The sequence below is a fragment of the Acinetobacter nectaris CIP 110549 genome (assembly GCF_000488215.1).
GTDB classification, from domain to species: Bacteria; Pseudomonadota; Gammaproteobacteria; order Pseudomonadales; family Moraxellaceae; genus Acinetobacter; species Acinetobacter nectaris.
This window is the reverse complement of record NZ_KI530737.1, coordinates 37,527-57,851: the sequence shown is the minus strand read 5'-3', so window position 1 is coordinate 57,851 and position 20,325 is coordinate 37,527. Positions and strand designations below refer to the sequence as shown.

Genomic DNA, 20,325 nt, shown 5'->3' with positions numbered 1-20,325 from the left:
AACGATTCTCTATGTTATTACGGAATTATTTTTAGAGGCGCAAAGCATGTCTTTTTTACGTCGATGGTTTGATCCTATCCAGTCGAAATGGTTTTATAATAAACCTATTCGCCAAGATGTCTTGCCAATCGATCAAGGTTTAACGATCCATTTACGTTTAGATGATGTGTATAGCTATTTAATTGTTCAGCAATTGGCAAAGCTGAATGAAATTTTAGTGGATGAATTAAAGCCACTTAAAGTCATTATTTCTAAAAATGCGGCAGCAGCACCAAATGGAATGACTGCTGAAGAATGGCAAGCATATGCTTTAAATGATGCTAAGAATTTAGCGAAGCAGCACGGTTTTGGTTATGATGACCATCCTGAGCTTCCATCTAAAGCTGCATTAGATCAAGCAGAAATTATTTTAAGAAATACGCCGTTAAGGGAAGAGAAGTTTCTTTATCTACTTGAAGACGTCTTTCATATGTTATGGCAGCAACAATATGGGAAGTTGCGTATTTTATATGTCATGGCAAGTAAACAGCATAAAGAACAGTATTTTAAAGAACGAGTTTTTAATGATGATGCTGTTCTGGCAAGCTATTTTGAGTTTGGCGGTAAAAAATATAATGCCTTTGATGACTTACTTCGCCTCACTCGACGATTAAAACAACAAAAACTACTGACAGATAATCCAATATTTTTAATTAACCATATTGAATGGCGAGAGCATCTAATTAATGATGCAGAGGAACTTGCAGACATTCAAGCAATGCAACCAGAGTTAGATTTATATATTGCTTTAGAAGATCCTATTAGTTGGCTGTTATTGGCATATATTAAAGAAGAGTTAGCGAATTATTATAATATTCAATTACGTATACATCCTTTAACTTATCATGGACGAGATCAGTTTGATTGGGCACTCGCAATGCGTTTATCTAATCGTACAGAAGTTGCTTTTACGCCGTTTTGTCGACCGACAGAAGAAACAGTATTAGATATTGCAACGTTGTTTTATAGTGTGAATGATGATGAGCGTATTGAAACAATGTATCGGATTTTAGAGTCTGTATGGGTTCATGGTCAGGATTTATCGTACCCAGCACATATTCAAAAAATACGTAAAAATCTGCCAATAGATACTTTACTTAATAAAGAAGATGTAAAAGGTTACTTACAGAACAATGATGTTCAGTGTATTGAGAAAAATCAGCCAAACTTCCCTGTATTGGTGCTAAAAGTAAATCAAAGAACATATACATTTAATAGTTTATATCGTGTTTGGATGATCGAAAGTATATTTAGCCAAGTGCTTGAAGAGCATTATCAATCACTTTAATTATTAAAGTTACCTTGACTTAGATTGTTGACAGTATTGCCACGCTTATCAGTCAGTTGAGTATTTGCACCTTGTTTTACGAGTGCATCAAGTATTTCTTTGCGTTGAAAAAGAGCAGCGTACATACTTGCAGTTTGTCCTGAGCCATTGGCCTGATCAGGTGAGCAACCAGCTTTCATTAGTGTTCTTGCAATACGTAATTCACCTTTAAAAATGGCACCCATTAAAGCCGTATTGCCTGACTTATCTTGAACACATGCATTTGCTCCTGCTTTGAGAAGTTGATTCACTGCTTCTGTATGACCATGGTATGCAGCGAGAATCAACGCCGTATAGCCTTTTTCATCTTGGGTATTTAAGTTATATCCTGCTTGAATAAATTCACTCAGCATCTTTGTATTACCATCACGTGCAGCATCAAAATAATACTGAGTGAGTTGTGTCTTGGCTTCTTCAGCAGAAATATTTTTTGAAGGTTGAGTGGAAATGTTTGTGTCTGCAAAAGTCAATGATGAGTAAGATAAGAGTATTACTGCTATTGTTAAAAATAGGTGTTTCATTACAGTCTCCCAAAGTTAAAACATCATGTACGTACGAATACATACATGATGCCGTGATATGACAATTGTGAAGAATTAGTCTTGTAATTGTGCAGCCATTGCTTTCACGCGGTTTACATCAACTTTTGCAATTTTTGCAACGCCTGTACCATATTCAGGATCTGCTTTATATAAGAATGATGCAATCTTGTATTTAGCAGGTTCATCTGCACCAGAAAGCGCACCACCAAAGTTGTCTATTAGGTCACGACGTTCCATTGTGGTAAATGAACGATAAAGCTCACCAGCTTGCTTAAAGTTCTGCTCTTTTTGAATCTTTGTTTGCTGTGTTGTACCCATGAGTGGCAATTCGCTATAGCGAGCAGATGCAACTTGTGGTCTTGGGTTACGTGAGCTTGGTTCATAGTTTACAGATGTTGTCGTATGACCGAAGTTCATTGCACCATCCTGATTGCCATTATTTACAGCAACTACAGGGCGGTTAATTGGTAAGCTCATACCATTGGTGCCAATACGGTGTAATTGCGTATCAGCGTATGCAAAAACACGACCTTGTAGTAACTTATCTTCTGATGGTTCTATACCAGGAACAATGTTTGCAGGTGCCATTGCAACTTGCTCAGTTTCTTGGAAGTAGTTATCTACATTTTTATTTAAGACCATTTGACCAATTTTATGTTCAGGAACATTTGGCCAAACTTTTGTTGCATCAAGTGGATTAAAGTCAAACTTTGCTAAGTCTTCTGGCTTAAGTACTTGAATGTATAGGTCCCATTTCGGGTATTCACCACGTTGAATGCTGTTTACAAGATCATGTGTCATATGACTATAGTCTTGACCTTGTACCATAGGCACTTCTTTTGGTGTTAAGTTTTTCTCACCTTGTAAGCTCTTCCAGTGGAACTTCACATAGTGAACTTCACCTTTAGCATTTACAAACTTGTAAGCGTGAACACTATTACCGTCCATGAAACGGTAGCCTGCAGGTGTACCACGATCAGAGAACAGCTCAGTTAAAGTACGTGTTGCTTCAGGCACATGTTGGAAAAAGTCAAACGTACGTCCCATATCATCTAAGTTATTTTGTGGATTTGGTTTGAATGCATGAACCATATCTGGGAATTTAATCGCATCGCGAATAAAAAATGTTGGGAAATTATTTCCGACTAAGTCCCAGTTACCATCTTGGGTATAAAACTTTGTTGCAAAACCACGTGGATCACGTAGTGTTTCAGGAGAGTGATTACCATGTACTACAGCAGAAAAACGTACAAATACAGGAGTTTGTGTTCCTGGTGTAAATACTTTAGCCATTGTTAGGTCAGAAATGTCTGCCGATGGTGTAAATACACCATGTACGCCTGTACCTCTTGCATGTACAACACGCTCAGGAATACGTTCACGGTCGAAACGTTGTAATTTTTGAATAAGTTGAACATCTTGAAGAAGGGCTGGACCATTCGCACCTGCTGTTTGTGAGTTTTGGTTGTCTCCAACAAGAGCACCGTTATCACGTGTTAGTGGGTCTGCTGCAATAGTCATTTGTGAAGCAAAAGTTGGCGCAATCAATATCGCGATTGCTAAAGGATGTTTTAAATTCATATATTTGCCTAGAAACTGAAGTACCATGCTTGAGATGTAATTTTAATCAGTATCTTGTTATTTTTAAATTAGATTAATTTTATTATTATCATTGCAATAACCGATCGTTATATTTGTTATTGATCTAATCAGTATTACTAAAAAGGATTGCTTAGAAGTTCAATATAGGGGTAATTGGAATTCCCCCTATTCATGGAGTTAGTTTTCGACTTTTAATAGTTCTACATCAAAAATTAGAGCACTATTGGGTTGAATTGCATCGCCAGATCCAATTGTACCGTAACCTAGCTTTGCAGGAATAAAGAAACGAGATTTTCCACCTTCTTTCATTGTAAGCAATCCTTGTGCAAGCCCTGTTACCACATCACTTATTTTTAAAGTCACAGGCTGTTGTCGTGCAATTGAACTATCAAACACTGTGCCATCAATCAGCCGTCCTTCATAGTTAATTTGTACGGTGCTAGTTGCTTTAGGTGTATTCCCAGAGCCTTCTTGAATCGTGAGGTACTGTAGACCTGTTGGTGTTGTTACAACGCCTTGTTTTTTTGCATTTTGTGCTAAAAACGCATTGCCACTAACTAAATTATTATCTGCTTGTTGCTTGAGTTCTAAGAACTCTTTTGCTTCCGTTTTTTTCTTATATGTATTTAAAACCTGACCCATCTGATCTTCACTTAAGCTAGGATCTTGATTGGTTGATGCAACCATAAGTCCTTGAATAAAAGCATCAAGATTAATCCCTTGGAGTGCTTCAGTATTGTTTTTACCCAGTAAATATCCAAGACTATATCCAGCTTGATCACTTAAAGGGCTTTTTGAAGTTATTGCAGGTGCTGATAAAGCATATTGATGGGTAAAACATAAAATAGAAAAAATAGTGAAAGTTAGACTTTTTCTCATTATTTTATCCTTTGATGAATAATAGAACAAAGGTATCTTAATCAAGATACCTTTGTATAGTGGATTTTCGAAAAATAAATGTCTGATTTCACATTATTATAGATCTACTATTCGATGCTTTGTAGCTCAACATCTATGATTAATGATGTATTTTCAGGGATAGATGCACTTAAATCTTTGATGCCTGAAGTAAGACCTGTCGGAATGAAGAATCGAGTTTTACCTTTCTCTCGCATTGTTTGTATACCTTCAGAAAGTGCAGGCATTAAACGGCTTAATCGTACTGATTGATCTGTTTGACGTAAAATAGAACGCTCATTTAAGTCTTTTACTTCGTAAGAAATACGAACATTATGTTGATTGCGTGGAATACGCCCTAAGCCTGCTTTTAATACTTGATACTGAAGTCCTGAATCAGTGGTAACGACCCCTAAGCGGCGGCTATTTTCTGTGAAAAATGCTCGATCTTTATTTTCAACAACAGTACGTTGTCTTGCAGTATAGCTATTATCAGATTGGCGATCATTTGATATATTATTATTTTGTTTTGGCTCAGCATTTCTTTCATTTTTTGATGTTATGCGACCATCTTCTTGAGCATTATTACTTCTAGAAGATTGTCTATTATTATCGTTTTGACTGCGATTCTCTTTCTTCTGAGCATCTTCCATATCTTGTTTAAGTGCATTAGAAGCATCTTTATTTGTTTTTGCGAGCTCTGCACCTAATTTGTATGCTTCTTGCTCATTGAGTGTGTTAGTCGAAGTATTATTTGCTGCAAATGTTGCTGTGGCTAAAGTCACAGACAATAGACCAATTAGCGTCTTATTCATGTTGATATTCCCAAAATAAAAAATGAAGTCATACCTAGTACGTCCATTTAGAACAATTGAATGAACAGTGAATAGATATATTTATATAGAGATAAAGCCTCTATAACAAAAATTAGAAAACTACAAAGTATGAAAAATAAGTAGTATATTTTTATACTAACGGTTTATGAAGGCATTTCATAGATGTGAATTTTATTATTATTTTTACAGTGAAAAATTAATAGATAATTCACTTAGTGATGGTCTTGCTTAAAAAGGAGATAGAACAAATATTTATGTTCTATCTCTTCTTTGGCTATTTAACTTGTAGCAATTCAACTTTAAAGATTAAAACGCTATTTGCAGGAATGCTACCTACAGCATGATCACCGTAACCTAGTTTTGCAGGTACGTATAGCATAATGCTACCGCCTTCTTTAATCATAGGTAAGCCCTCAATCCAACCTGGGATGGTTGAACCTAATGAAAGTTCTACTGGCTCATTTCGACTAAATGTACTGTCAAAAACAGTACCATCGATCAGTTTACCTTCATAGTTTACTTTCACTGTCGAGCTTGCAGTTGCTTTTTTACCTGTACCTTCTTTTAAGATTTGATACTGTAGTCCTGATGCTGTTGTCTTGATATCAGGTTTTTTTGCATTTTCTGCTAAGAATTGATCATTTTTCTGAGATCCTTCTTGAGCTTTCTGAGCTAAAGTTTTTTGGTAGTTTTCAAAGGCTGCTTTAATTTCATCTTGTGTATAAAGAGGGTCTTTATGTGCTTTACCATCATCAATACCTGTAGAAAGTTGTTTTGTATTAATTTCTGCAGGAAGTTGAGAACCTAATTGATATCCTTGGGCATAGCTTAAAATTTCAAGAGGGTTTGTGCTTTTATCTGTTTTTACGCCAGATGCTTGGTTTTTATCTGCCTTATCTGCAGATTCATTTTTAGAACACCCAGTTAATGGCAAAATAGTCAAACTACTAATAATAACAGCTGTAGAAAGAAGTGAGAGTTTACGCATATAAAATCCAAAAATTAATTTAACTATTAAATATGATCAAGTATATCCTTATCATTTATAGGATAGTTTTAATCAATTAAACTTAATAGTGTTGTATCTTAAATATTAAAAATAGCACCAAGGTGAAAAGATGTAAAAAAACATCTTGATACTTTATGTAAATTTAGAATTATAGTGAATTATTGATGATCTACTGTTAAAAAGTTGTGGATTTCATAAAAATATTTATTTTTTATAAAAAGACAAAATTATATGAACACCTATCATATTACGGTAAATTTATTATACTATATTTTTATTTTATCGATGATATAAAAAAATAAACACAATATGTGTATAACAAGTGTATTGGGTTTATTTTAGATAAGATATTATCGAGCTATAAATATATTTTTAATTACAAAGTAGAGTTGTTATGATTAAAAAAGCTATTCTTCCTGTTGCAGGTTTGGGTACTCGTTTTTTACCAGCCAGTAAATCAATTCCTAAAGAAATGGTAACTGTTGTTGATCGTCCTGCAATAGAATATGTCGTTAAAGAAGCAGTAGCTGCTGGTATAAAGCAAATTATTTTAGTGACTCATAGTTCAAAAGCATCAATTGAAAATTATTTTGACCGTAACTTCGAGTTGGAAACAACTTTAGAAAATAAAAAGAAAATTGATTTATTGAATGAAATTACAAAAATTGTACCTGCTGATGTCTCTATTGTTAGTGTAAGACAGCCTCAGCCACTTGGACTTGGTCATGCTGTACTATGCGCAAAAGATATTGTAGGTGATGATGATTTTGCTGTACTTCTTCCTGATGTCCTTGTAAAAGCAAATAGTGCAACGAATGATCTTGCTCAAATGGTCAAACGTTTTGATGAAACAAATGCTGCACAAATTATGGTAGAAGCTGTACCTGAAAATCTAGTTGATCAATATGGTATCGTGGATGTTGAACAGGCGCCTGAAGTTGGACAAAGCATTGTGATGAAGGGCATTGTTGAAAAGCCAGCCATTGATCAAGCACCGAGCAACCTATCTGTGATAGGTCGTTATGTTTTACCTGCAAAAATTATGAATATTTTGGAAACAACACCTAAAGGTGCTGGTAATGAAATCCAACTGACGGATGCAATTGCAGCATTGCAAACAATGGATACAGTTGAAGCATTCCGTATGCAAGGTGAAACATTCGATTGCGGCAGTAAACTTGGTTATTTAAAAGCTGTATTACATTACGGTATTGAGCATCCAAAACTAGGTAATGATTTTAAACAGCTCATTAAAGAATTAAAGATCTAAATAAAGGAAAGTCATGAAAATTGCAATTTATGGAACGACATTAAATGCAGGAGTCATGGCGGGTTTATTTGCAGAGTATGGGCACCAAAGTTACTGGTGCCAATACCCTGTAGACGAAAATTGCTGTTCAATTGAATACCAAGATAAAACCGTTAATGATTTAATACAAAAACAAATTATTCAAAAAAATCTTATTATTTCTTCATGTTCAGATATTCCGGCTGATGTTGATGCTTATTTTTTTGCATTTAACTCTCATGAGTATTCACTTGCGGCAGATGTTCTTAAAAAGCTTCAGATGCAACCGATTATTCATCCTAAATTGATGGTAAATGGTTCAAGTTTTGGTCTAGAAGGGACGAAAAGATTACAAGAAATTGCAGTTAAAGATGATTGGTGTTATTTGCCAGATATGGTTCAAGAGGGTAATGCCTTAAGCAGTATTACCAAAGTACAGCATATAGTTGTTGGTGTTGAATCAACCATGGCAAAGCAAAAAATTCGAGAGCTTTTAAGACCTTTTTATAGTGCAAATCATCATTACTTATTTATGCCTATTCGAGATGCTGAATTTACTAAATTAAGTATTTCGGGCATGTTAGCGACACGTATCAGTTATATGAATGATTTGGCTCAAGTTGCTGAAAAGATGAATGTTGATATTGCCAACGTGCGATTAGGGCTAGGTGCCGACTCTAGAATAGGTTCATCATATCTAGCACCAGGTGTTGGTTTTGGTGGGGAAAACTTTTCACAAGATATTCTAACACTGACAAAAACAATTGCTCAAACTGGTATTAAAAGCGAATTGCTCGAACAAGTTTGGGACATTAACGAACAGCAAAAAGAAGTACTGTTTCGCAAGTTGTGGAACTATTACCAATGCGATCTCAAAGGTAAGGTAGTTGCAATTTGGGGTGCATCATTTAAAGAAAATACACCAAGAACAAACTTTTCACCTATACATAAAATGCTGACGGCACTATGGGCACAAGGTGCGATTGTTCAATTGCATGACCCGCAAGCACTACCATTTATTGCAAAAAAATATGGGTCGCGTGACGATCTTATTTTATGTGAACATCGTTACGAGGCTGTAGAAAAAGCAGATGTACTGTGCTTATTGACTGCATGGAAAGAGTATCTAAGTTTAGATTACACGCGTCTGCATCAATTAATGAATCATCCACTGATATTTGATGGCCGTAATGTTTATGATGCAAATTATGTGAAATCACAAGGTTTTGCATATGAAGGAGTTGGGCGTATATGAGCGACCAAAATATAACTACATTTCCGAAAGATGCAATGAATACCCCATATAATCATTTGAAAAAACTTGCTATTAGCTTGGAAAATATTCATTTAAATGAGCTTTTCGACCAGCATAAATCAAGATTTAAAGACTTTTCTCAATCATTTGAGCAGTTAGTTTTTGATTATAGTAAGCAGCGTATTACACAGCCAGTGTTAGATGAGCTTGTTGGGTTTGCAAAGCAGCAAAAGCTTGATGATTGGATTAAAAAGCTTTTTTCAACAGACACAATTAACTACACAGAAAAACGTGCTGTAATGCATTGGGCACTCAGATTACCAAAGCAAGGAAGTGAACATCAACTGCTTGCAAATCAGGTAAATGAGCAGCTGGAAAGAATGTATGCATTGGTGGAGAAAATTCACCAAGGTCAATATCGTGGTGCAACAGGCGAAGTCATTCAAGATGTTGTCAATATTGGTGTTGGTGGATCTGACCTTGGTCCACTAATGGTCAGTCATGCACTCTCAGATTTTAAAGTACAAACAGCCAGTCCCCTAAAAACACACTTTGTTTCTACAATGGATGGTAGCCAACTTTCTGATCTACTACATCAGCTACGTCCAGAAACGACATTATTTATTATTTCATCGAAATCATTTGGCACAATTGACACATTGTCAAATGCAAAGACTGTGCGTCTATGGCTTGAAAAAGCATTAGGTGAAAATGATACTGTGATAAAAAATCACTTTATCGGTGTTTCCACAAAGCCTGAAAAAATGACTGCTTGGGGAATTGATCCTGAGAAGCAATTTTTGTTGTGGGACTGGGTTGGTGGTCGTTATTCACTATGGTCTTGTATTGGTTTGCCGATAGCATTAACTGTTGGTGTTGATGGGTTTAAAGAGTTTTTAGCAGGGGCTTATGCTGTAGATCAACACTTTCAAAAAGCGCCATTTGCAGAAAATATTCCAGTTTTAATGGGGTTGTTGGGAGTTTGGAATACAAACTTCTTAGACATGCAAACGCATGCAGTTTTACCTTATGATGGACGTTTAAAATACTTTGCTTCTTATCTACAACAGCTAGAAATGGAATCAAATGGTAAGTCAATTCAACGAAATAATAAAAAAGTTGAGTTGAGAACATGTCCAATTGTATGGGGTGAAGTTGGACCCAATGCACAACATGCTTTTTATCAGTTACTTCATCAGGGTACACACTCCGTCAGTTGTGATTTTATTGCGCCTGTAGAGCGTTATAATGCAAAACATTTTACTTATGTTGAAAATGCAGAAGCATTGGCAATACAGCATAATTTAGCCTTATCGAATTGTTTAGCGCAGTCAAGATTGCTTGCATTTGGAAATGAAGCACTTGCAAAAGATGAGCTAGATCATCTACCTGAATATAAACAATATGAAGGCAATCAACCAAGTACAACGATGCTTATTCAAGAACTGAGTCCTTATACACTTGGAATGCTTGTTGCACTTTATGAACATAAAGTTTTTGTTCAATCTGTTATTTGGAATATTAATCCTTTTGACCAATGGGGTGTTGAAAAGGGTAAAGAAATTGCAAATCAGTTACTACCTGTACTTAATGGTGAACAAGAAGATTTGTCATCTTTTGATGCATCGACACAAGGACTCATTGAAATTTTGTTAGGAAAAAATAATGGCTAATATTTTAGTAGCTGGTGGAGCAGGTTTTATTGGCTCACATACATGTCTTGCACTTTTAGAGGCAGGGCATGATGTTGTAGTAATTGATAATCTATCAAATAGCTCAGTTGAGTCACTTAAACGTGTAGAAAAACTTGCAGGCAAAAGCCTTGAGTTTGTCGAAGCTGATATTCGTGATGAAAGTAGACTCGCAGAGGTATTTCATTCTCATAAGATTGATGCAGTGATTCACTTCGCAGGTTTAAAAGCTGTTGGAGAAAGCCAAAAGTTTCCACTTTCTTATTTTGAACATAATATTGCAGGCAGCGTAAGCTTGTTCAAAGCCATGGAAAAGGCAAATGTTTTTAACATTGTCTTTAGCTCATCGGCAACCGTTTATGGGGAAAACAATCCATCTCCATATCAAGAAACAATGCCAACAGGGATGCCAAATAATAACTATGGCTATACTAAGCTTATTATTGAGCAAATGTTAGAAAAGCTAGCAATTGCTGATGATCGTTGGTCTGTAGCTTTACTGCGTTATTTTAATCCTGTTGGTGCACATCAAAGTGGTCAGATTGGGGAAGACCCACAAGGTATTCCAAATAATCTGATGCCTTATGTGACACAGGTTGCTGTTGGAAAACGAGAAAAACTCTCAATTTTTGGTAATGACTACAATACACCTGATGGGACATGTATTCGTGATTATATCCATGTTGTAGATTTAGCTGATGCACATCTACGTGCTTTAGATAATCGTTTAGATAATACGGGTTGTCGTGCTTGGAATATTGGAACAGGCCAAGGCTGTTCAGTACTACAAATTAAAGAAACCTTCGAAAAAGTAAATGGCTTAAAAGTGCCTTTTGAGTATGCACCTCGTCGAGAGGGTGATTTAGCAGCTTACTTTGCAGATAACCAAAGGGCTGTTGCAGAGCTGAAATGGCAACCGAAATTTACTTTAGAAGATATGCTCAAAGATAGTTGGAATTGGCAACGCCAAAACCCAACAGGCTTTAATTGATATATCTCAAGTAAAATAGATATTAGACTAAAATGGTGAATATGAATGTATTCACCATTTTTTTTAACCTAAAGATTTAATAATTCTTTCTTTAGCGGTTTGTATTTCACTGACCTTTTCGTTGAGCTTTTCTTTTTCAGCTTCAGAGGCATTTGGATTTTTGTCAGGGTGATATTGCATCATTTTTTTACGGTATGCTTTAATGACTGCCGCTTGGTCAGTTGTCTCGGCAATGCCAAGAGTCTGATATGCATCAGCTAAACTGGTTGTATAGTTTTCATTTGTATAGCTATAACCACCTTGTTGATGACTATGGCTTTTGAACATATCGATAATGGTTTGGTAATGAAATATATGGAGCTGTAAATTTGTTGCTAGATTGACGAGGATTCTCTCCATATTAGCATCATTGTAATTATTATAATTTAAGCCTTGGCAACACATTTTAAAAATAGTAATTCGTGTCTCATAATCTGAAAGGGTTAATACTTCTCTCAAAATTTGGGCAAGATCTAAACGTCTTTCTTTCAGAAGATCTTTTAAAAGAGTGAGATCATTTTCATCTCTACACTCAGAGCGAAATGTATTTTTTACATAATTTACTTTATCTGATGACCAGTTTTGGTCGGGAAAAGTGGTGTAATAACTTACAAGCTCAATAATAGGCTTTAGGCGTGTAATATCATGGGATGCTTGTGATTGCTGATAGTATTGTTGAGATTGGTATAGATTAATTCGCTTTTTCTGGCTGTTCGTTTGTAGAAAGCAACCTACGATAAAGCCAACAATCCCTCCTGTTGTACCCCAAAAAAAAGCACCTAATACTGTAGATAAAATAACAAGCCAAAACTGTAGAATAAGACCAAAAAAGCATATCCCTAATACAAGAATGATAATCCAAAGCATAATTATTGTTGGGACCAATATGTGAGAGGTAAGGGGTAGATATAATATCTAGCTATATAATTTTATTCAAACTTATGTTTCACGTGGAACTTAATAAGTAGCTAAGCTATATTATTATAGCTTAGCTACGGTTATTTTTATGCTTGAATCAGTGCTGAAACTTCATCTACATAAGATTGTAAAGATCGGCCTGCCGCACTTGCATTTAATTCGATATTTAAACGTAGTAAAGGTTCTGTATTTGATGCACGAATATTGAGTCTCCATGCACCAAAATCTAAACTTACGCCATCAGTTTTATCAATCGTTGGGTTTTGTACAGCGTAGTGATCAAAAATACGTTGGATGACAGTACCTGTATTGCTTACTTTGAAATTAATTTCGCCACTACATGGGAATTTAGCAATCATATTTTCAACAAGTGATGAAAGTGTCTGCTGTGTTTCTGAGAGTAGTGAAGAAACAAGTAACCATGGAATCATACCACTGTCACAGTAAGAGAAGTCACGGAAGTAATGGTGTGCACTCATTTCACCGCCATAGACTGCATTTTCTTCACGCATTACTTGTTTGATAAAAGCATGTCCTGATTTGGATTGAACAGCAATACCATTGTATTTTTCAACAATATCTAGTGTGTTCCATACCAAACGTGGGTCATGAACAATTTTTTCACCTGATTTTTGAATGAGAAAAGCTTGTGCAAGTAAACCAACAATATAATAGCCTTCGATAAACTGACCTTTTTCATCGAAAAGGAAGCAGCGGTCAAAGTCGCCATCCCATGCAATACCCATATCTGCACCATGTTTGATTACAGCTTCAGATGTACTTGCACGATTTTCTACAAGAATTGGGTTAGGAATCCCATTTGGGAATGTACCATCTGCTTCATGATGAATTTTAATAAATTCGACAGGAATATTCAGTGCTTTAAATTTTTCTTCTAAGGCATCAATAACATGACCTGCTGCACCATTACCTGCATTAACAACGAGTTTTAATGGGCGAATTTTTTCAGGTTGAATGTAAGTCAGTAGATGCTCAACAAATTCTGGAAGAATATTGTAAGATTCAGTTGTACCTTTTTGTGCAACTTCTTCAAAGTTGTTTTCTTCAGCCAGTTTCTGAATATCTTTAAGACCAGTATCGGCACTGATAGGACGTGCATTTTCACGTACTAACTTAATGCCGTTATAGTCCATTGGGTTATGGCTTGCTGTAACTTCGATTCCACCTTGCACATCGAGATGGAATGCACCAAAGTAAACTTCTTCTGTACCTGTCATTCCAAGGTCGAGTACATTGACACCTGCATCATTTAGACCTTGAATAAGAGCTTCTTTTAAACTTTGACTACTTAAACGTACATCACAGCCTACGACAATTGTTTTTGGTTTATAAATTTGTCCATAAGCACGTCCAACTTTATATGAAATATCTTCATTGAGTTCAGTTTCTAATTTGCCACGAATATCGTAGGCTTTAAAGCAAGTTAAGGTTGTCATAGGTCTCAGTATTTTTGGTGTTTATGAGAAAATTTATTATAACGAGCATTTATGTAATTGTAAGTACAAAAGGCAACTTGTAGGTACAATATAAAAATATAGTATAGAGAAGAGTAATTCAGTGATATCTTTTTGTTATATTATTCATAGAATAAAATTATAAGTTTTTAGTAAAAACAAGACTTTGGTATAATTGATTTTATTTGAAAAAAGTAAAAACTACAAATAAGAGGAAATGAGTGAGAGAAAAATATAAACATATAACCATATGATAATTAAAGAAAATAAAAAATGATACATTTTTTAACTAGTATCACATGTAATTTTATGTTGACGCTTGAATAGCCCATTAGTACATTAGTTCAGTTTTTAGCAAAGCATTATCAGTACTCAGCTCATGAGTTTCATGCTTTTATCTTTCCATTTCCCAACATTGTGATGCATAAATTTATTACAAAAAATGGGATTGAGTAGGGTTTTTGGCCTATGAAAAAAGTGAAGATTAGTCTTGCGTGGCAAATCTTAATCGCCTTAGTTTTAGGGGTTGTTGTCGGGGCGATTCTACATAATCAGCCTGAAATTAGAGATTATGCAGTTACTAATTTCTTGAAACCTGCTGGTCAGATCTTTATTAGTCTGATTAAAATGATTGTTGTGCCTATTGTAATTTCTACATTAATCCTAGGGATTGCTGGGGTAGGAGATTCTAAGAAATTAGGAACACTTGGTTTAAAAACAATTATTTATTTTGAAGTTATTACGACCGTTGCAATTATTTTAGGGATATTCTTAGCAAATACATTCCACCCTGGTGCTGGTGTGGATATGTCTCTTTTGCATAAAGTTGATATTTCTCAGTATGAACATACAACTGAGCAAGTTCAGTCAGGTTCGCATAGTTTTATGCAGACATTATTGTCTCTAATTCCATCGAATATTTTTAATGCAATGGCAACAGCACAAATGCTGCCAATCATATTCTTCTCGGTTATTTTTGGTACAGGTTTAGCTGCACTTCCAAATGAAACAAAACAGCCATTACTTGATGTAATGAAATCTGTTTCAGAAGCAATGTTCCGTGTAACTCATATTGTGATGATGTATGCGCCAGTAGGTGTATTTGCATTAATCGCCGTAACTGTTGCAAGCTTTGGCTTCTCTTCATTGGTACCATTAGCAAAACTTGTTGGTTTAGTTTACGCTGCCATTTTAATTTTTGGTTTAGGTGTATTAGGTATTGTTGCAAAAATTTGTAATCTAAACATTTTTACAATTATTAAAATTCTAAAAGATGAACTTATTCTTGCATTCTCAACTGCAAGTTCTGAGACAGTTTTACCGCGTATCATGCAAAAAATGGAAGCATACGGTGCGCCTAAAGCAATTTCAAGCTTCGTTGTACCAACAGGTTATTCATTTAACCTAGATGGTTCTACGCTTTACCAAAGTATTGCTGCAATCTTTATTGCGCAGTTATACGGCATTGATTTGTCATTAACACAAGAAATTATGCTTGTATTAACGTTAATGGTAACTTCAAAAGGTATTGCTGGTGTTCCTGGAGTTTCATTCGTTGTACTACTTGCAACGCTTGGTTCTGTAGGTATTCCTTTAGAAGGTCTTGCATTTATTGCTGGTGTTGACCGTATCTTAGATATGGCACGTACTGCATTGAACGTTATTGGTAATGCTTTGGCAGTACTTGTAATTAGTAAGTGGGAAAAGCAATTTGATGCAGAAAAAGCAAAAGAATATGAGCTTTCTCTTAAATAATTGAATGCTTCAAATAAAAACGGTTCATGATGAACCGTTTTTTTATGCCGTTTATTCTGCTTTGAGCTGTCTTTTATGTTGTAAATAACTATAAAAGAAGATGATGAGTCCAACAGCATATAATGCAACGGAAAGAAGCAGTAACGAAACACCAGCAGCATATAACAACCATAGTGCATAGATGGTTGCAACTGATGCAATACAAATATGCTTATGGCGTTTATGTCTAATAGATTCTTTTAAATAAAATGCAGATACCAAGAAATACGGTAAGAGGATCATCACAGAAGAAATAAGTAGAAGCTGTGTGTAATTCTTATTAAAGAAATAGACAGCAACAAGACAGAGCTGAACCACAATAGATGTTAGCCACAATGATGCTTTAGGTACATTATTCTCATTGGTTTCTAAAAACTTCTTAGGAAAAGCCCCATTTTTTGCAGCAAGAAAAGGAATCTCAGTTGCAAAGAGGGTCCAGCTTAAGTAAGAAGAAGCAACAGAAATAATAAGCCCAACAGTAATAATAACGGTACCCGAAAAACCAATATAATGAGATAAAATGGTTGCCATTGATGGGTTCTGCATACCTGCAATTTCTGCACGTGTAGACAGACCATAAGACAGTACAGTGACCATAATATAAAAGGTAAGCGCAGTGAGAACACCGAAAACCGTGGCTTTACCAATATCATTTCTATTTTTTGCACGAGAAGATAATACAACTGCGCCTTCAATGCCTGTAAATACCCATAAAGTAATGAGCATGAGATCTTTTACTTGCTGCCAAAGAGGCACCTGTAAAGAAACATCATGGAAATTAAACTTGAATAGATCGAGCTTGAATGCAAAGAAAGTACATAAAATAAAGACAACCATTGGAACAGTTTTACCAATAGTTGCAATAAGATTTACAATCGCGGCTTCTTTAATACCACGGCTTACAAGCCAATGTACGAGCCAAACAAATATAGATGAGCCAATGATTGCATAGAGCGTATTGCCATCACCAAAAATCACATGCTCTTTAGTGTCTACAAACATGCCTAAAGAGGCAAAGACGATTACGACATAACCGACGATACCAATGGTCGTACATAGCCAATAGCCCCAAGCGGAACAGAAGCCGATGAGCTCGCCAAAGCCTGCACGTGCATAGTTATAAATGCCACCATCAAGTTCTGGATATTGGCGAGATAAGAACAAAAGCGCGAAGGCCAAAAATAAAATACCAATGCCTGTGATGAGCCAAGCAATGATTAAAGCTGCACCATTGGAAACGGCAGCCATATTCTGTGGCAGACTAAATACGCCAGAGCCAACCATTGAGCTGAATACGAGCGCCGTGAGAGAAAGTAGTCCAATTTTCTGAGAAGACATTTATACAGACCCTTTAAAGTACTGTGATAGATGCTGTATATGTTGAGGGGTAATTCCACAACAACCACCTATGAGGGTTGCTCCTGCGTCTTTCCATTGCTGTGCGAAGTGTAAGTAGGCTTCAGGACTTAAATCTTCACGGATTTCATCGAGCCCATCATTTGCTGTTGCATTTTCATATTGTGGCGGGAATGCATTGGCATACGCACCAATTTGTATTTCAGGTAGGCGTGTTTTTATTTCTTCAATCGCTTTTAGAATGACTTCTGGTTGGCAACAGTTAAATAAGACAGCTTGAGCACCAATGCGCTTGAGCACTTCTGCGGCTTGTTCTAAGGTTTCACCTGAGCGTAAGTGTGCTGTTTCGAGTGAAACATCATCTTGTAGCGTAAATGAAACCCAATAAGGTTTGTTGTCTTTAGGCAAGAGCGCATGTACTAGCTCAACCTCTTTTAGACAAGATTGCGTTTCTGCAAGCCAAAAGTCCACATGCGGTGAGAGTGTTTCAATAATGGGTACAGCAATTTCAGTGACATGATCTGCTTGAAATAAGTCTGCACGGTATGAACCGAATAGAGGCGGGAGACAGCCTGCAATTTGAACATCTTTTTTACTTTCTAAAACAGCTTGTTTTGCTTGGTCGATTGCAACTTGGATAAGTTGGCGCCCTTCATTATGAAAGCGTGTTTCACCAATGTGAAAAGGAACGACGGCATAGTTATTCACTGTAATGACTTGAGAGCCTGAGTGAATAAAATCTAGATGTACATCTTTGACAGTACTTGGAGCTTCCCATAGTGCCAATGCAGACCATTCTGGTTGTTTAAACGGTGCCCCACGCCGTGCAAGTTCTCGGCCAACACCGCCATCTAAAATTTTCATAATACACATCTATTTTGTACGAATAGAGGCAGTATACTGAAAAGTTTTATACGAAGTTAATGAAGTTTTTGATAATCTTATTCAAAAAAATAGAAAATGAAACCTATTCATCTTAAAGGTGAAATTGATTCATAGTGCTCCATATTTTTGCCAAGTTTCGGTCGTTTTATACTGTGCATAATGTGATTTGAGGTTTTGAAAATATGAAAACTGATAAAAGCCGATAATAATGAATAGCCCTAAAAAAGCCATTGTTCTAAGTTTTATTCTATAGCTGCTATTTATAAAAAAGAAGCCGACGATATAAGCAATGACTAAACCGAGAGGAAGCACTGAATCATGTTTATACATCAGTAAATAGAATGCTGATCCGAGAGAAAGGATACCCAAAATAACTTTATAAAAAATATGTTGAAACTTTGAAGTAATTAAAATGAGTAAAGTGATGAAACTAAAAAGAATAAACTTAACAGCACCGCCAATGATTGCAATGTATGCTGCATGTATCAGCAGTAAAAAAAGTAAAACATAGCTAATTTTAGATAGCCATTGAAATAGTGCGGGTTGTGTAGATTGTGTCATGCTGTTGTTAGTATTGTGAGGGTATATAATTATAAAAAGGGATGAAAAAGATTTCATCCCTTTTATGCGAGAACAAAAACTATTTACTTTGTTCTGGTGCTTTTGTAGAGAATAAATCTGTAGGCGTTATATAGTTCAGACCAAGTGTTTGGCTCGTATAGTGACGAGTTTGGTCAAGTAACTGTGGGTCTTCAGGCAATTTTTGTCCATAAGAACGAATAATTTCATGAAGTTTTGGATTCCACTCGCCTTTGGTTTGTTCTGGGAAGGCTTTTTCAAGCAAGCTCAACATAATATATGGAGATGTTGAAGCACCCGGAGAGGCACCTAATAATGCAGTTACAGATTTATCTTGTGATGCAAAAATTTCTGTACCAAATTGAAGTTTTGCAGGCTTACCTGGTTCTTTCTTAATAATTTGAACACGCTGACCACCTTGACTCAAATGCCAATCTTTAGGGTCTGCATTTGGGTAGTATTTCTTCAGCTCATTAAAGCGATCTTCATCAGACATGAGTACTTGGCTAATAAGATATCGAACTAAATCAAGGTTTTCTAAGCCAATATTTGTCATTGGTAATACATTATGACGGTTGGTCGAAGCAAGTAGGTCAAATTGAGAACCATTTTTTAGGAACTTATTTGAATATGTTGCAAATGGGCCAAATAACACATACTTTTTACCATCAATATAGCGTGTATCGATATGTGGAACAGACATTGGAGGTGCACCAATATCTGCACGACCATAGAGTTTAGCTGTATGTTCAGATGCAACTTTTGGATTATCTGTAATTAAGAACTCACCACCTACAGGGAAACCTGCATATTGCTCGGCTTCGGGTAATCCTGTCTTTTGAAGCATTTTAATCGCAGCACCACCTGCACCAATAAATACAAATTTTGCTTTAATCCGACTAATTTGACCTGTCTTTAAGTTTTTAGACTCGATAGACCAAGTCTTGTCAGCATTTTGACTAATATTCGTGACTTCAGTCGAAAGTGCTAACTTAAAGTTTGGTGATTTTTCTAAATGGGCAACAAGCTGTTTGGTGATAGAACCATAGTTCACATCAGAACCAATTTCCATGCGTGTTGCAGCAACCTTTTGTTTAGGGTCGCGTCCCTCCATGGCTAAAGGTGCCCATTTTTTAATAAGCTCAGGGTCTTCTGTAAACTCCATACCTTTAAATAATGGGTTCTTGATCATTGCTGCATAACGTTTTTCTAGGAAGTCGACGTTATCACCCCATACAAAAGCATGGTGTGGTACAGGGTTAATAAAAGTATTGGGTTGACCAAGAACTTGATTATTTACTTGATATGCCCAGAATTGTTTTGAAATTTCAAATTGATTTGCGACATTCACCGCTTTTGAAATGTCCATTTTACCGTCTTTTTCTTCGGTATAGTTCATTTCCATGAAGCCTGAATGCCCAGTGCCTGCATTATTAAAGCCATTCGAGCTTTCTTGAGCAACTTGGTCTAAACGCTCAAACATGCGAATTTTCCAATTCGGCTGTAGCTCATTTAAGTATGTACCTAAAGTTGCACTCATAATGCCTCCGCCAATGAGCGCAACATCAACAGTTGGTTCGTTTGAGTCAACGTCAATTTGTTTCGAACTGACTGGGCGGAATAAAAATAGAATAAATACAATACCCAATACTATCAATAGTATAAGTAGATATTTCATGAATTTCTTCATGTAAGTTCCCTAAAATAAATGACTGTCCATAGGTGAGTGGAAATACTCAAAAAGGTAGGCGTGTTAATGATGAATGCGGTAAGAATCCATTTACCCACATAATGAGTTAGAG

General features: G+C 36.0%; 17 protein-coding genes. 6 read left to right on the top strand and 11 right to left on the bottom strand.

Annotated features, from left to right (window positions below; all coding sequences use genetic code 11):
* Window positions 1–46: 46 nt before the first annotated feature.
* Window positions 47–1,327 (top strand): hypothetical protein, encoded by a 1,281-nt coding sequence (locus tag P256_RS12425; protein ID WP_023274047.1) that lies wholly within the window; start codon window positions 47–49, stop codon window positions 1,325–1,327.
* On the opposite strand, the gene P256_RS12420 is transcribed toward P256_RS12425, so the two are convergent.
* The 5 genes from P256_RS12420 to P256_RS12400 all read right to left on the bottom strand — a co-directional run bounded on the left by P256_RS12420 (window position 1,324) and on the right by P256_RS12400 (window position 6,231).
* Window positions 1,324–1,887, bottom strand: coding sequence for an ankyrin repeat domain-containing protein (locus tag P256_RS12420; RefSeq protein ID WP_023274046.1), 564 nt, complete (start codon window positions 1,885–1,887; stop codon window positions 1,324–1,326). The genes P256_RS12425 and P256_RS12420 overlap by 4 nt on opposite strands.
* A gap of 75 nt (window positions 1,888–1,962) precedes the next feature.
* Complete coding sequence (locus P256_RS12415) at window positions 1,963–3,489, bottom strand: catalase (protein ID WP_023274045.1); 1,527 nt, start codon at window positions 3,487–3,489, stop codon at window positions 1,963–1,965.
* Between the two features lie 198 nt (window positions 3,490–3,687).
* The gene (locus tag P256_RS12410; RefSeq protein WP_023274044.1) at window positions 3,688–4,389 is read right to left on the bottom strand and encodes an FKBP-type peptidyl-prolyl cis-trans isomerase; all 702 of its coding nucleotides are present in this window, start codon (window positions 4,387–4,389) and stop codon (window positions 3,688–3,690) included.
* Window positions 4,390–4,496: 107 nt separating this feature from the next.
* Window positions 4,497–5,222, bottom strand: a complete 726-nt coding sequence (locus tag P256_RS13040) for an FKBP-type peptidyl-prolyl cis-trans isomerase (protein ID WP_023274043.1) — start codon at window positions 5,220–5,222, stop codon at window positions 4,497–4,499.
* A gap of 295 nt (window positions 5,223–5,517) precedes the next feature.
* Entirely contained in the window at window positions 5,518–6,231 is a 714-nt protein-coding gene (locus P256_RS12400) for an FKBP-type peptidyl-prolyl cis-trans isomerase (RefSeq protein WP_023274042.1), read from the bottom strand.
* A 415-nt stretch (window positions 6,232–6,646) separates the two neighbouring features.
* Between P256_RS12400 and galU the strand changes: the two genes are divergently transcribed.
* The 4 genes from galU to galE are packed head-to-tail and all read left to right on the top strand — an operon-like array spanning window position 6,647 to window position 11,477.
* Window positions 6,647–7,522 (top strand): UTP--glucose-1-phosphate uridylyltransferase GalU, encoded by an 876-nt coding sequence (gene galU / locus P256_RS12395; protein WP_023274041.1) that lies wholly within the window; start codon window positions 6,647–6,649, stop codon window positions 7,520–7,522.
* Between the two features lie 13 nt (window positions 7,523–7,535).
* Complete coding sequence (locus tag P256_RS12390; RefSeq protein ID WP_023274040.1) at window positions 7,536–8,795, top strand: nucleotide sugar dehydrogenase; 1,260 nt, start codon at window positions 7,536–7,538, stop codon at window positions 8,793–8,795.
* Window positions 8,796–8,830: 35 nt separating this feature from the next.
* Window positions 8,831–10,468, top strand: coding sequence for a glucose-6-phosphate isomerase (gene pgi / locus P256_RS12385; protein WP_228130244.1), 1,638 nt, complete (start codon window positions 8,831–8,833; stop codon window positions 10,466–10,468).
* Entirely contained in the window at window positions 10,461–11,477 is a 1,017-nt protein-coding gene (galE, locus tag P256_RS12380; protein WP_023274038.1) for a UDP-glucose 4-epimerase GalE, read from the top strand. The genes pgi and galE overlap by 8 nt, the downstream gene beginning before the upstream one ends.
* A gap of 63 nt (window positions 11,478–11,540) precedes the next feature.
* Here the strand turns inward: galE and P256_RS12375 are convergent, their stop codons facing one another.
* Window positions 11,541–12,383: a DnaJ domain-containing protein gene (locus P256_RS12375; RefSeq protein WP_023274037.1), complete on the bottom strand. Its 843-nt coding sequence runs from the start codon at window positions 12,381–12,383 to the stop codon at window positions 11,541–11,543.
* Window positions 12,384–12,520: 137 nt separating this feature from the next.
* On the bottom strand, window positions 12,521–13,891 hold the full coding sequence (locus P256_RS12370) for a phosphohexomutase domain-containing protein (RefSeq protein ID WP_023274036.1): 1,371 nt from the start codon (window positions 13,889–13,891) through the stop codon (window positions 12,521–12,523).
* A gap of 486 nt (window positions 13,892–14,377) precedes the next feature.
* Between P256_RS12370 and gltP the strand changes: the two genes are divergently transcribed.
* A complete protein-coding gene (gene gltP / locus P256_RS12365) occupies window positions 14,378–15,664 on the top strand; it encodes a glutamate/aspartate:proton symporter GltP (RefSeq protein ID WP_023274035.1) in 1,287 nt (428 codons plus the stop codon).
* A gap of 51 nt (window positions 15,665–15,715) precedes the next feature.
* Here the strand turns inward: gltP and P256_RS12360 are convergent, their stop codons facing one another.
* From P256_RS12360 to mqo, 4 genes are all read right to left on the bottom strand, one after another.
* On the bottom strand, window positions 15,716–17,041 hold the full coding sequence (locus P256_RS12360) for a basic amino acid/polyamine antiporter (protein ID WP_023274034.1): 1,326 nt from the start codon (window positions 17,039–17,041) through the stop codon (window positions 15,716–15,718).
* The gene (locus P256_RS12355) at window positions 17,042–17,923 is read right to left on the bottom strand and encodes a homocysteine S-methyltransferase family protein (RefSeq protein ID WP_023274033.1); all 882 of its coding nucleotides are present in this window, start codon (window positions 17,921–17,923) and stop codon (window positions 17,042–17,044) included.
* Between the two features lie 129 nt (window positions 17,924–18,052).
* Entirely contained in the window at window positions 18,053–18,505 is a 453-nt protein-coding gene (locus tag P256_RS13035; protein WP_023274032.1) for a hypothetical protein, read from the bottom strand.
* A gap of 79 nt (window positions 18,506–18,584) precedes the next feature.
* The gene (gene mqo, locus P256_RS12345; protein WP_023274031.1) at window positions 18,585–20,213 is read right to left on the bottom strand and encodes a malate dehydrogenase (quinone); all 1,629 of its coding nucleotides are present in this window, start codon (window positions 20,211–20,213) and stop codon (window positions 18,585–18,587) included.
* Window positions 20,214–20,325 lie beyond the last annotated feature (112 nt).